The 13327-nt window shown below is 68.4% G+C and carries 13 protein-coding genes and 1 pseudogene; 4 read left to right on the top strand and 10 right to left on the bottom strand.

Features of this window, described 5'->3' with window-relative positions; translation table 11 throughout:
- The 6 genes and pseudogenes from G524_RS0109965 to G524_RS0109940 all read right to left on the bottom strand — a co-directional run.
- Positions 1–262: pseudogene (locus tag G524_RS0109965) on the bottom strand (transposase); the annotation flags it as partial.
- A 58-nt stretch (positions 263–320) separates the two neighbouring features.
- A complete protein-coding gene (locus tag G524_RS0109960) occupies positions 321–2360 on the bottom strand; it encodes a TonB-dependent receptor plug domain-containing protein (protein ID WP_027443584.1) in 2040 nt (679 codons plus the stop codon).
- Between the two features lie 37 nt (positions 2361–2397).
- Positions 2398–2970 (bottom strand): cytochrome b, encoded by a 573-nt coding sequence (locus G524_RS0109955; RefSeq protein WP_084625134.1) that lies wholly within the window; start codon positions 2968–2970, stop codon positions 2398–2400.
- 246 nt (positions 2971–3216) lie between these two features.
- The gene (locus tag G524_RS0109950; RefSeq protein WP_342662454.1) at positions 3217–3621 is read right to left on the bottom strand and encodes a Smr/MutS family protein; all 405 of its coding nucleotides are present in this window, start codon (positions 3619–3621) and stop codon (positions 3217–3219) included.
- 158 nt (positions 3622–3779) lie between these two features.
- Complete coding sequence (mltA, locus tag G524_RS15590) at positions 3780–4955, bottom strand: murein transglycosylase A (protein WP_036857742.1); 1176 nt, start codon at positions 4953–4955, stop codon at positions 3780–3782.
- A gap of 43 nt (positions 4956–4998) precedes the next feature.
- Complete coding sequence (locus G524_RS0109940; RefSeq protein ID WP_051221110.1) at positions 4999–5670, bottom strand: Tim44/TimA family putative adaptor protein; 672 nt, start codon at positions 5668–5670, stop codon at positions 4999–5001.
- Positions 5671–5940: 270 nt separating this feature from the next.
- Between G524_RS0109940 and secB the strand changes: the two genes are divergently transcribed.
- From secB to G524_RS0109920, 4 genes are all read left to right on the top strand, one after another.
- Complete coding sequence (gene secB / locus G524_RS0109935) at positions 5941–6486, top strand: protein-export chaperone SecB (RefSeq protein ID WP_027443580.1); 546 nt, start codon at positions 5941–5943, stop codon at positions 6484–6486.
- A gap of 25 nt (positions 6487–6511) precedes the next feature.
- Complete coding sequence (murJ, locus tag G524_RS0109930; RefSeq protein WP_027443579.1) at positions 6512–8077, top strand: murein biosynthesis integral membrane protein MurJ; 1566 nt, start codon at positions 6512–6514, stop codon at positions 8075–8077.
- 15 nt (positions 8078–8092) lie between these two features.
- Positions 8093–9109, top strand: coding sequence for a tryptophan--tRNA ligase (gene trpS / locus G524_RS0109925; protein WP_027443578.1), 1017 nt, complete (start codon positions 8093–8095; stop codon positions 9107–9109).
- Positions 9110–9240: 131 nt separating this feature from the next.
- Entirely contained in the window at positions 9241–9912 is a 672-nt protein-coding gene (locus tag G524_RS0109920) for a DUF4136 domain-containing protein (RefSeq protein ID WP_156894063.1), read from the top strand.
- Between the two features lie 87 nt (positions 9913–9999).
- Here G524_RS0109920 and G524_RS0109915 read toward each other — a convergent pair whose 3' ends face one another.
- From G524_RS0109915 to G524_RS0109900, 4 genes are all read right to left on the bottom strand, one after another.
- Positions 10000–10257 carry a YjhX family toxin gene (locus G524_RS0109915; RefSeq protein ID WP_027443576.1) on the bottom strand — a complete coding sequence of 86 codons (258 nt, stop codon included), beginning with the start codon at positions 10255–10257 and terminating at the stop codon, positions 10000–10002.
- A gap of 178 nt (positions 10258–10435) precedes the next feature.
- Positions 10436–10888, bottom strand: a complete 453-nt coding sequence (gene dut, locus G524_RS0109910) for a dUTP diphosphatase (RefSeq protein ID WP_027443575.1) — start codon at positions 10886–10888, stop codon at positions 10436–10438.
- Entirely contained in the window at positions 10885–12507 is a 1623-nt protein-coding gene (locus tag G524_RS0109905; protein ID WP_036857740.1) for a bifunctional phosphopantothenoylcysteine decarboxylase/phosphopantothenate synthase, read from the bottom strand. The genes dut and G524_RS0109905 overlap by 4 nt, the downstream gene beginning before the upstream one ends.
- A gap of 97 nt (positions 12508–12604) precedes the next feature.
- The gene (locus tag G524_RS0109900) at positions 12605–13297 is read right to left on the bottom strand and encodes a hypothetical protein (protein ID WP_156894062.1); all 693 of its coding nucleotides are present in this window, start codon (positions 13295–13297) and stop codon (positions 12605–12607) included.
- Positions 13298–13327 lie beyond the last annotated feature (30 nt).

The following is a 13327-nucleotide window of genomic DNA, read 5'->3' as shown; positions in this document are numbered from 1 at the left end:
CAGAGTTCCTCCTCCAGTGGCGCGCTGTCCCACAGGGCACCACCGATAAAATGGTGCAGCTGATCATAGCCGATCCCCGGCGCACGCATCGCCATCGGCTGCACACTCTTGCGGTCACCAGGGCCGATCAACCCCTCAACATAGGCCGGGCACATCCGCGCCCTGCGCCGATCGCCCAACATCCTCACAAAGGGCGCAAGCCACTCCGTCAGCTCATCCCGCCAACCATCCGCCATCGCCAGCCTCCAAAAGCTGGCACCATATGAATCACCATAAGCGACTCTTGGGAATCCAGAAAATGCACTTCTGCCAAAGTAGTGCTAGAAGCCGTAGCGTAAACCGAGCCACATGGTGCGCGGCACCCCGAGATCGATCGAGCCGCCCTGGTTGCGGGTGATGATTGTCTCATCGAAAAGATTTTCACCGCGCAGCATCAAACTGAGGCGCTGCCACAGCGGCACGGTGACAAAGGCATCGATGGTGGTTGCCGGCGTCAGCGAATCGCTTTGCAGGTCGTCCTCGAACTGGGCCGAGACGTGGCGTAATGTTCCCGCCACGCGCCAGCCCGAGGCGGGCTGCCAGGCGAGCGTAAGGCTGGCGGAGAACTCCGGGGTCTGCGCCGGGCGCTTGCCATCAAGCGCGGTACCGGGAGCGCGCACTTCGGCATCAGTCCAGGCGAGCGATCCATCGATGCTCACCTCACCAAGACGCGCGGCAAGGCTCGCCTCGATCCCGCGCGCGCTGATCGCCGGCAGATTCTGGCGCCGGCGGCGGTTGGGGCCGATGGTGACATTGGCAATGGCGTTTTCGACCTCGTTGTCGAAGGCCGTCACCGACAGCACCAGGGCATTGACCGGCTGCCAATCGAACCCCAGCTCGAAGCCCTCGAGCCGCTCGTTCTCGAGCGCGGGGTTGGCCTCGGTGGTCACCGGAAAGACCACGAAGGGGCGGTAAAGCTCGTTCAATGTCGGCAGGCGCAATCCGGTGTAGGCCGCGCCGCGCAGATCGAAGCGGCGCGAAAGGTTGAGCTTGGCCCCGGCGCGCCAATTGACCGCCCAATCGCTGCGATCGGGGGCATTGATGGTGTTGACCGCGACCCCCGCGGCATTGACCGCGCGGAAGAAACCATCGGTGATGCTGGTGCGGTCGGCACGCAGACCGCCGGTCACCAGCAGCGGGCCGATCTGCCAGTCATCCTCGAGGAAGAGGCCGAGATTGCTGGTCTCACCGCCCGCCCGGCGGCGCTCGGTGATCGCGCCGGTTACGGCGTTGAGGGCTTCCTCCTGCGTCTCGCCCTCGGCGCGGCGGTAATCAATGCCGATGCGGATATCGTGGCCCTCAAGCAGCGGTGGGCGCAGCTCGAACTTGCCCCCCACCCCGGTCGAAGGCGTGGCGCGCTGATTGAGCGTGGGGGTGAAGCGCGTCGCCGAGATCACCACATTGCCGAAATCGCGCGCCTGGACGTAGGCGAGAAGATCGAACTGCCATTCGCCCCGCCCGACGAGGCGCAGCGAGGCATCCTCCCCGCGGCTGAAGGAATCCGCGCCGCGAAAGCGCAAGGTGCGGTCATCGCGGAACAGCCCCACCCGTGCCTGCAGCTCGAGCGTCTCGGCCAGCGGCGCCACCGCGCGCACGGCGACATTCCAGTTCTCGAATTCGGCCCGCACGCTCGCCGGAACGCGCTGCGCGGTGGGGGTGGTGAAGAAGCCCTGCCCGCGGTCCCAGCGCCCGCTGGCCACGGCAAAGCCGCGCCCGAGGGATTGGGTGAGCATGGCGCTCGCCTCGGTTTCGCCGCGGTGATTGGCGAAAAGGCTGGCGAGCAGGGGCGCAGCGGCGCCCGGAGCGCTGCTTTCCAGCTCGATCGTGCCGGCCAGCGCCCCGGCCCCGAACGGCCCCGAGCCGCCGCCGCGCGTCACCGTGATCTCGCCCAAGGTCTCGGGCGCGATCGCGGTGAGCGGGATATAGCCGAAGAAGGGATCGGCGAGCGGCACCCCGTCGCGCAGCACCAGCGCGCGGCTGGTGGCATTGCCGCCGAGCGCGCGCAGCGTCACCCCCTGGGCGCTGGGATTGGCCGAGCGGCTGTCGGAGCGGCGGAATTGCTGGAAGCCGGCGACATTGCGCAGCACATCCTCGATCCGGCCCGAGGCACTGGAGGCGATCGCCTCGCGTTCGAGCGTGGTGGTGGCATAGACCCCGCGCGAGAGCGCCGGATCAAGCCCGCGCCCGGTGACAATGATGTCGCGCCGCGCCTCGGCCTCGGCATCGCTCGTTGCTGGCTCGGCGGCGCGTTCCTGCGCGGCAAGCGGCAGGCCAAGCCCAAGCGCGAGGGCCGAAACACAAAGGCGCAAGGCGTTGGTCATCAGCGTGGTTCCATCAGGGCCGGGTGTTCCGGACAGGTCACAGCATCCGTTGCAGAACGTTGTCGCGGAGCACGAAATGGTGGCGCAGCGCGGCGCCGACGTGAAAAATAACGAGCGCCAGCATCACCCAGCCGAGGATCTCGTGGCCCTCGTGGCCGAGCTCGTAGAGCGGATCGGCGCGGGTGACGGGAAGCTTGGGCAGGTCGAAAAGGCCAAACCAGGTCAGCGGATACTTGCCCGCCGAAGCCATGATCCAGCCCGACAGCGGCATGGCCAGCATCAGGCCATAGAGCAGCACATGCACCCCCCGCGCGGCAAGACGCGCAAGCGCGCCCATCTCCTCGGGATAGGCCGGCGCGCGGTAGGTGAAGCGCCAGGCGATCCGCACCACGGTGAGCGCCAGCACGCTCATGCCCACCGCCTTGTGCACCGGCATGAGGTTGACCACGTCCTCGAGCGCATCGTGGAGCAGGCCGCCGGCCAGATTGCCGATCACCAGCACGGCCATGATCCAGTGCAGGGCGCGGGCCACCTGGTTGTACCGCTCGAAGGCGGGAGGCGCGCTGGCTCGCCCGCCCGAGAGGGCGAGCGCATCGTTGACGAAGCTCATTTCAGGTCATCCCAAGGCTGTTGTCGATCCCATGGGGCCGGCAGCGCCGGGGTATTGCCCCCTCGCACCGCCGACCCCCGCCCTCTGCATATCCCGCAAGATTTCAGAAGAAAAGCATGGCCCCCAGGGCAGCTGCATCACCTTGAGCCTCGCTCTCGCCACGGTTGAGAAGCCTCAGGAGGCACAGATCCCAGACAGCTATGTCCGCCCGAATGGGAGAAAGGAAATGCCGGGCGGCATTCGGCCTCACTGGCGCTTGAGGATGAGGTAAAGCGCGCCCTCGCCGCCGTGGCGCAGGTGGGCGCGGCGCACCGCGGCGATCGCCGCGGCATGGCGGCTGGCCGCAAGCCAGTCGAGCAGGACGGCGCGGATTGCCCCGCGCGCAGACAGGCGGTCAGCCGGATCGACCGGGCGCGCGCGCCCGGCCACCACCAGCACCACCCGCGCGCCCATGCTGCGCGCCTGATCAAGCGCATCCATCACCCGCGCATGGGCGGCATCGAGGCCGTAGCCATGCAGATCGAGTGTGAGATCGGGTACGATCCGGCCATCGCGCAGCCGCCGCTCCCAGTGCGAATCGAGGCCCGTTGCGGCGAGCTCTGCCGCCGGAGCGCGCGGCGAGGCCGGGGAACGCCGCTTGGGTGCGGGCACTCCCACAGCCTCGTTTGCCTCTGGTAGGGCCGCGGGCGGGGCTGGCGCGGACGGCGGGGGGGGCGGTGCCGGGCGGCGCTTGCCGGGCAGCGGGGTGACGCTTTGCGCCAGGCGTGCCCAGGCCGCCTGTTCGGCCGGGGAAAGGCCGCGCGGCGGCCTCATCGCCGGGCAAGGCGCGCGGCAGCGGCCTTGGGCAGCAGCACCAGCGCCCGCCCGCGCCCGCTCATCCCGCCGGCGATCCGCCGCGCCTCGGCGCCCGCGCCCCAGAAGGTGTCGAAGCGGTTGGGCCCCTTGATCGCTCCGCCGGTGTCCTGCGCGATCCACAGGCCGTTGGCCTCGCCCCGATCGAGTTCGAGCCACACCGGCGCGCCCAGCGGCACGAAGGCCGGATCGACCGCGACCGAGCTTTGGCGCCGCACTGGCACGCCCAGGGCGCCGATCGGGCCATCGCCGGTCAGCTCGCGGAAGAACACCCAGCTCTTGTTGAGCCGCATCAGCGCGCGCCCCTCCTCGGGATGATCGCGGATATAAGCCATGATCCCCTGCATCGAGCCGGGATATTGCCCCGGGCCGCTGCCCAGCAGCCCGCGCTCGCGCATTACCGCGCCGATGCCGACATATTCACGCCCGTTCTGCCCGGCATAGCCGATGCGTATCACCTCGCCTTCGGGGGTGATGAGGCGGCCCGAGCCCTGGATCTGGAGAAAGAAGAACTCCACCGGATCGGCGGCCCAGGCGATCACCGGTGCCTTGCCTTCGAGCGCGCCCTCCTCGATCTCGGCGCGCTCGTAATAGGGGACAAAGCGCCCGCGCGCATCATAGCGGCCGAGCGGTGGGCGTCCGCTGCGCTCGGCAGGGGACACATCATCGGGCCAGCCGCGCACCAGATCGCTCGGCATGGCATAGACCGGCACCGCAAAGCCCGGGCGCCGGGTGCGGCTGCCGGCGATCTCGGGCTCGAAATAGCCGGTGGCAAAGGCCTTGCCATCGCCCACCTGCACCGGCGCGAATTGCTCGGCAAAGAATGCGCGCACGCGCCCCTGCGGCCAATCGCGCGCCGCCGCGCACACCGGCCGCCAATCCTCTGGCCGGGTAAGGCCGCTCGCGTCCTCACGGGCAACAAGGCGCGGGCAGGATTCGACGAAGCTGGCCAGCGCGCCGCGCGCATCGCTGTCATCAAGGCCAAGCGCGGCCATCGCCGGGCCGAGCGTAACCCCGGCAAGCACGGCATTGGCCGCCACCGGGCCGGCCGGCGCGCTCACCGCAGGGGCCGGGATCGCCCGGCCGCACCCTGCCAGCACCAGCGCCGCCGCCAGAGCCAGCACCTTGCGCATCGCCCTTTTCCCCTTCTAGCCGCGGCCCGCCCGGCGAGCGCCTTTAGCCCTCGTCGGTCTCGTCGAGCAGCCAGTTGGGATCGCGCGCAAGGGTGTTGCGCGAGAAGGTCCACACATCGCGGCTCTCGATCGCATCATCGAGCGAGCCGGCAATCACATTGCCGTCGGCATCGCGGGTCACCGCGGCGATATCGGCCACGAACAGCAGCGCGATGCGCGCGGTCTTGCCATCGAGCGTGGCCGACTGGATGCGCACCTCCTCGATCCGGATCAGCTTGTTGTCGAGCCGATGACCGGCCGCCTCGCGCGCGTCGATCGCGGCGATGAAGCTGGTATAGACATCCTCGTCGCACAGCTCACGCAGGGTCTCGCGATCACCCTTCCAGAAGGCCTCGAGAATCAGGCGATAGGCGCCGCGCGCGCCTTCGAGGAACTGGCCGAGGTTGAAGCGCGGATCGGCCGCGGCGATCTCGCGCAGGCCGCGCTCGACGGCGGGCATCACCCCGTCAAGCTCGACCGGGCGGGAAGGAGTGAGCGCGGCGGGCGCCGCCGGGCGGGCCATGGCCGGCTTGTCCTCGGCATCGAAGCGCTGCGGCACGGCCTCCTCCTCCTGTTCGGCGCGGCGTCCCAGCACCGAATAGAGCCGCAGGCCGAGGAACGCGGCCACCATGGCAAGGAGAACGATTTCCAGCACAGTCTCGATCCGATCTTCCATCGGGGCCTGCGCCCGCTTGCCGCGCACCTGGGCCCCTTTCAAGCTCACCCTGCCCTATATGGGGTGCAATTACAATTCGCCAACGCCCGATAGGTTGCTGCACGGGCCGGCAACAGCGCCTTGTGCGCCCGGCACGCCGTGCCCTGCAGGCGAGGGCGGACCATTGCCGCCGGGCCGCGCCCCTGCTAGGCGCCGGCCCAGCCGCGCGCAGTGCTGAAGGATGATGCGCCGCGCGCAACCCGTGTTACCGACTTTGAAAGAACCGCACCCATGGCCGAACCTGAAGGCGTCCTTACCGATCTCGACAATCCCGGCAGCGGCGGCGGCGAGGCCAATGGCCACGACACCCAGCCCGCAATCGGGATCATCACCCAATATGTGAAGGACCTCTCGGTCGAGAACCCCAACGCGCCCGAGGTGTTCCAGTGGGCCGAACCGCCGCAGATCGACGTGCAGTTCAATATCAGCGCCGAAAGAGTAAGCGCCGAGGTGCACGAGGTGACGCTCAAGCTCACCCTCACCGCCACCTCGCAGCGCGGCACGATCTACATCGTTGACCTTGCCTATTGCGGCCTCGTGGGGATGCGCAACGTGCCCGAGGAACAGGCCCATGCCTTCCTCTTTGCCGAGGGCCCGCGGCTGATCTTCCCCTTCGCCCGGCGCGTGGTCGCCGATGCCGTGCGCGATGCTGGCTTCCCGCCCCTGATGGTCGATCCGGTTGATTTCAATGGCCTTTACGCCCAGCAACTGGCCGCACGCCGGGCCGAGGAGGCCGCCGGCGGCCCGCCGATCGAACCGGTGACGGGCCAGGCCTGATCCCCCGCGCCAAGATGCCGCGCCAATGAGCCTGCTCAAGAACGTCGGCACCATCGGCGGGCTGACGCTGGTCAGCCGCCTGTTCGGCTTTGCCCGCGACATCATGCTCGCCCGCGTGCTCGGCGCCGGGGGGGTGGCCGATGCCTGGCAGCTTGCCTTCCAGCTGCCCAACCTGTTCCGCCGCCTGTTTGCCGAAGGCGCCTTTGCCAGCGCCTTTGTGCCGCTGTTCAACCGCCACATGGGCGAGGACGAAAGCGCTGCGCGGCGCTTTGCCGGCGAGGTGCTGGCGGTGCTGCTGCCGATCCTCGTGGTGTTTGGCGCAGTGATGATGCTGGCCATGCCGTGGGTCTTGTGGGCCTTTGCCAATGAGGAGCTGCGCGGCGATGCGCGCACCTATGCGCTCGCGGTGACGATGGGGCGGATCGCCTTTCCCTACCTCATGTTCATGAGCCTTGCGACGCTGATGGCGGCGATTCTCAATTCGCTCTCGCGCTTTGCCGCGGCGGCGGCGGCACCGATTCTGCTCAACATCTGCCTGCTCGCCGCGCTCGGCTGGGGCGCGCTCCAGCCTGCGAGCGAGGCGACTCGCGCGGCCACGGGCACCTATCTTGCCATCGCCGTCTCGGTCAGCGGACTGTTGCAATTGCTGTGGCTCTATTGGTTCATGCGCCGGGCGGGCTTTCGCATCCCGCGCCTTGCTCCCAAGATCACTGTCCGCGTCAAGGAAATGGGGGTGCTGATCGTGCCCGCGGTGTTCGGCGCCGGGGTCTATCAGATCAGCCGCTTCATCGACCTTGCCTTCATCCGCGGTCTGCCCGACGGGAGCCTTACCTATATGGCCATGGCCGACCGCTGGAACCAGCTGCCGCTCGGCATCATCGGGATTGCACTGGGCACCGCGATCCTGCCCGCGCTCTCGCGCTACATCAGCCGCAAAGAGGATGACGAGGCGGTGCGCCTGCAGGCCAACGCGATCGAACTCGCCATGCTGCTCACGCTGCCCTGCGCGGCGGCGCTGTTCATCACCGGCTTTGCCTTCGTCAAGGCCTTCATGGAGGGGCAGGCCTTCACCCCCGAGGATGCGCGCACCACCGGCATGGTCACCTCGGCGCTGGTGGTGGGCCTGCCTGCCTATGTGCTGGTCAAGGTGCTCACCCCCAATTTCTTCGCCCGCGCCGACACCCGCACCCCGGTCTATACCGCGGCGGCCTCGCTGGTGGTGACGGTGGCGGCCAACCTGGTGCTGGTGCCGCTGATCGGCGTCGTCGGCCTCGCCCTGGGCGGAGCGATCGGGGCCTGGGTCAATATCGCGCTGCTTGGCGCGATCCTTGCCCGCCGCGGCCATTTCCGCCTGCCGGCGCGGGTGCTCTGGCGGATCGGGCGGATCGCGCTGGCAACCGGGGTGATGGGCGCGGCGCTCATGGTGCTGATGCCGCTTGTCACCCCCTGGCTCGATGGCGCCTTGGTGATGCGTCTTGCCGCGATCGGCGCGATCCTCGGTGTGAGCCTTGTCAGCTATGGCGGCGCCTGCGTGCTGTTCGGCGTGCTCGACAAGGCGACGGTTGAACGCCTAATGCGCCGGCAAAGCTGAACCTCAGGAAACCCCATGCGCGTCGTCTCCGGCATCCAGCCCACCGGCAATCTCCACCTCGGCAACTATCTCGGCGCCATCCGCAACTGGGTGGCGATGCAGGATGCGCTCGAGGATGGAGCCGAGGCGCTGTTCTTCCTTGCCGATCTGCACGCGCTCTCCCAGCCGCACGACCCGGCCGTGCTCACCGCCGCCACGCTGGAGATGACAGCGGCGCTGGTGGCCTGCGGCATCGATCCGGATCGCTCGGTGCTGTTCAATCAGGCGCAGGTGCCGCTCCATGCCGAGCTGCAATGGCTCTTGAACGGCACGGCGCGCATGGGCTGGCTGGGGCGCATGACCCAATGGAAGGACAAGGCCGGCAAGAACCGCGAGGGCCAATCGGTGGCGCTGTTCACCTATCCGGTGCTCCAGGCTGCCGACGTGCTGCTCTATCAGGCGACCCACGTGCCCGTGGGCGAGGACCAGAAGCAGCATCTCGAGCTGGCGCGCGACATTGCGCAGAAGTTCAACAATGATTTCTGCACCGAGGATGCCCCCGTCTTCACCCTGCCCGAGCCGATCATCCCGGCCGAGGCGGCGCGGATCATGAGCCTGCGCGACGGCAGCGCCAAGATGAGCAAGTCCGATCCTTCCGACATGAGCCGCATCAATCTTGCCGATGATGCCGACACGATGGCGCAGAAGATCAGGAAGGCGCGCACCGATCCCGAGCCGCTGCCATCGGAGGAAGCCGGCCTTGCCGAACGGCCCGAGGCGCGCAACCTTGTCGGCATCTATGCCGCGCTATCGGGTGAAAGCGTGGCCGGAGTGCTGCGCCAGTTCGGCGGGCAGGGCTTCGGCAGCTTCAAGCCGGCGCTGGCCGAACTGCTGGTTGAAACCCTGGGGCCGATCCGGGCACGTTTTGTCGAGCTCAAAGAGGATCGCGAAACCCTGGATGCGATCCTTGCCCGCGGCGCGGCCAAGGCGCGCGAGCGCGGTGCCCCTACGCTCGCCGCGGCCTACCGCGCGCTTGGGCTGGTGCGGCACTGAGCCCGGGCGCAAGGCGCTTGGGCCTTGCCCTTCATCCTTGCCATTCAATCGCCATTCAGACCTGCCGAATATCATCGCGCGCGCACGCACCCTTGCTCTTGTGGCAATAGAGATCAGTCGAAGGATGTGTCATGATCCCTGGCATGAAGTCGAACAAGTCCCTTGCCCGCCTGGCCCTGCCGCTGGTGCTGGCGCTTGGCGCTGCGGGCTGCGCCACTCCGTTCAAGGCGGACGTTTCCCGCTTCACCGCGCCGCTGCCCGCACCGCAGGGGCAGAGCTTTGCGGTGGTGCCCGAAGACCCCAAGCTCGCCGGCAGCCTTGAGTTTGCCACCTACGCGCGCAGTGTCGCGGCCGAACTGCGCGAGATCGGCTATACCGAGGCGGCCTCGCCCGAGAGCGCCGATCTGCTGGTGCGTTTCGATTACCATGTCGATGGCGGGCGTGAGCGGGTGCGCACCGATTTTGCCGGTGTGGGCGCCTTTGGCCCGGCCTGGGGGCCGTGGGGCGGCTGGTATGGCAGGGGCTATTGGGGTTACGGCTTTTATGATCCCTATTTCGGCGGCCCCAATGTGCGCAGCTACACCATCTATACCAGCGGCATTGATCTGAAGATCGACCGGCGGGCGGATGGCCAGCGCCTGTTCGAAGGCAAGGCCGAAGCAGTCTCGCGCTCGAACCGCCTGCCGCGGCTGGTGCCCAATCTTGTCGATGCGCTGTTCACCGGCTTTCCCGGCAATTCGGGCGAGACCGTGCGCATCACCATCCGCGACGACGGTGAAAAAGCCGTGCGCCGCGTCGATTGATGGTGTAAGGCTTCAGGCCAAAGCAACCCTTGGACGGGAACGAGAAGGCGACGCCAGGGGATCGGCGCCGCCTTTTTCGTGTGGCCTTCAGCGATTGTCGTGCTGCGAACGCACCGCTGCCAGCCCCTCGCGGCTGATGCGATAGGGCTGCCCGTCATGGCTGCGGATCAACCGTCGTCGCCGCAACCGCTCGAAAACCGGAAGGCTGCAATCAACGAGGCGCAGACCATCGCGGTTGAAGCAATCGACCTCCACGATCTTGCCATGGGCATCGCGGCGATAACGGATCAATCCGCCCTGCGCGAGGACGTGCAGCACGCGCTGCTCGTGCATTGAGATGTTCACGGGAATGGTCCTTGAGGAAGGTGCCAGAGCGCTCGCCCGCGCGGCAAGCGGGGCGGCGGGGTGCTCTGCCGGTCACACGCTCAAGGCGCGCGCCGGCGAGTCAGCAGGCGACATTCTCGGACATCAATTCCCACAGGTTGCGCCAGCGGTGTAGGCGATGGCCCGGCCCGAGGCAAGCTCAGAGGCGTGCGTGCCCCCCGGTCGAGCCGAAGCCGCCCGCGCCGCGCGCGGTCGCGTCGAGTTCTTCGACCTCGTCCCACACCGCCTGCACCACCGGGGCCAGCACCAGCTGGGCGATGCGATCGCCCCGCGCGATCACGAAGGGATCGGGCCCGTGGTTGATGAGAATCACCTTCAATTCGCCGCGATAGTCCGAATCGATCGTGCCGGGGGTGTTGGGCACGGTGATGCCGTGCTTGAGCGCAAGGCCCGATCGCGGGCGCACCTGGATTTCGTAACCTTGCGGGATCGCCAGCGCGAGGCCCGTTGCCACCGCGTGGCGCGCACCCGGGGCAAGCGTCACATCCTCGGCGCTCACCACATCCATCCCGGCCGCACCCGGCGTGGCATAGGCCGGCAGGGGCAGGCCCTCCCCATGCGGCAGGCGCTTGACCTTGACCGGGATCGTCACTCGGCCGCCTCGGCGCGGAAGGCCGCGGCGATCCGTTCAACCAGCGCCATGGCGACCGCGCTCTTGGGCATGTCGTCAAGCGTCTCGACCCCTTCGGCGCTGATGATGTGGACGCGGTTGCGATCCCCGCCCATGACATCTCCCGAAACATCATTGGCGACGATCCAGTCGGCCACCTTGCGCTTGCGCTTGGCCTTGGCGTTCTCGATCACGTCCTCGGTCTCGGCGGCAAAGCCGATCACCAGCGCCGGGCGGTTGGGTGCAGAAGCGACATTGGTGAGAATGTCAGGGTTCTCGGCGAGCATCAGCGCCGGCGGGGCATCGCCGCGCTTCTTGATCTTCTCGGCGCGGTATTCCTTGGGCCGCCAGTCGGCGACCGCGGCCACCATCACCGCGACATCGGCAGGCAGCGCGCGCCGCACTGCCTCGGCCATGTCGCGCGCGCTTTCGACATCGATGCGCTCCACCCCGGCGGGGGTCTTGAGCGCCACCGGCCCTGCCACCAGCGTCACCCGCGCGCCGAGCGCTGCTGCCGCCGCCGCAATTGCGAAGCCCTGCTTGCCGCTCGAGCGGTTGGCGATGTAGCGCACCGGATCGATCGCTTCCCAAGTCGGCCCGGCGGTCACCAGCACGTGCCGCCCGGTGAGCGAGAGCGGCGCGCCCGACCGAGTGAAATCGGCCCCGGCGGTGACGTCGCCCAGCACCTCCTCGATTTGCTCGGGCACGGCCGGGATGAAGGTTTCGGGCGCTGCCTTGCGCGGATCGACGACATGGTTGATCGCCTCACGGTCGATCGGCGGGGCGGCGCTGGCCTTGCCCTTCTTGGCGAGCAGCGGCCCGCTGAAATCCGGGGCGAAGGGCGGCGATTCCTCAGGCGGTGGCGCGGTTTCTGCCTCAGGCTCGGGCGCGGGCAAGGCCTCGTATTCCGCCTCGATCTCGGCATGGCTGCGCTTCGGGGTCGAGCGCGGGATGAGCCGGGAGAGCAGCCCGCCCAGCCCCCCGGCGGGAAGCTCGGCAGCGCTGTCCTCCTCCTCCTCGGGTTCGAGCGCCTCACTGGCGAGCGGCACGGGCACGGCAAGGCCGAGCTGATCGGCAATCGCCCGCCAGATCGCCTCGGGCTCGGGCAGGCGGCCATAGCCGAACTCGCCGCAGGCCATCGGCCCCTGATCGGGGTGGAGCACGGTGACGCCCGCCGCCTGGAGCAGCGCCACGTTGCGCTGCGTGGCGGCGTGTTCCCACATGCGCACATTCATCGCCGGCACCGCCAGCACCGGCTTGTCGGTGGCAAGGATGAGCGTGGTGGCAAGATCATCGGCGATCCCCGCGGCCATCTTGGCGAGAAGATCGGCGGTGGCCGGGCACACGACCACCAGATCGGCCTCGCGCGAGAGCTGGATATGCCCCATCTCGGCCTCGTTCTTGAGGTCGAACAGGTTGGTATAGACCGGGTTTTCGCTGAGTGCGGCGAGCGCCAGCGGGGTTACGAATTGCTGCCCGCCGCGGGTGAGCACACAGGTCACCTCGGCCCCGCCCTTGCGGATCAGCCGCACCAGCTCGCAGGCCTTGTAGGCCGCGATGCCGCCGCCCACCACCAGGAGGATGCGCGGCCTGCCTGCCATTGCCTCTGCCTTACTCATCCGCTTGCGCCGCGCGGGCACTCCTTGCCAGTTTGCCGGTCTTGCTGGTCGATCAAGCCGCGATGATCGCACATTTTGGTTAAGCCTCGCTTGCCGCCGGTGCAAGCGCGGCCTTGCCGAGATCGGCAATCGCCCGAGGGGCAAGGGCAAGGCCAACAGCATAGGCAGGCAAGACCAGCTGCGTCCAATAGAAGGTGTCGGGCCGCGCCAGCAGCGCCACCGCAATAAGGAACCCGGCAAACCACAGGCTGGCAAGCAGCCCGAGCCGCCCTCCAAGCCCGGCCCAGCCCACCTGCGGCAGCACGAAAGCCGCTGCCCCGCCGAATACCAGCATTCCTTGCGCCGCGATCCGCTCGGCACGCGTTGTGCGCTCGGCCAGCCGTCGCTGCAGCGCCGCCATCGCAGCCGCCAGCAGCCCCCCTGCGAGCACCCGCATCGCCGGCAGGCCGAGCGTTGCTCCGGCCACGGCGAGAGTGGGTAGCCGCACGGCGACAAAGGGGCGGGTGGGATAGTCACGGGCGCGCTGCTCATCCATGGCAGCGGCATAATAGGGTTCTCCCGCTGCCACCCGCGCGCGGATACGCTCGTAGAGCGCCAGGTCTCCGCTGCCGAGCGCTTGCTCAGGCGCAGGCGCCGCGGGCGCATTGATAAGGGGACTCGCCTCGCCAGGTGCGCCAGAACCGATGCTGCGCGCAGCGCTGGCAGCAAGGCTGCGCCACAGCAGTCCCGCCAGCAGCAAGGCCAGCGCCAGGCGCGCAAGCCCGCGCGGCATGCGCGCAAGCGGCCGCTCCGTCGCCTCCCA

It is taken from the genome of Erythrobacter cryptus DSM 12079, assembly GCF_000422985.1.
Taxonomy (GTDB): Bacteria; Pseudomonadota; Alphaproteobacteria; order Sphingomonadales; family Sphingomonadaceae; genus Erythrobacter; species Erythrobacter cryptus.
This window is presented reverse-complemented; position numbering and strand designations above follow the sequence as displayed.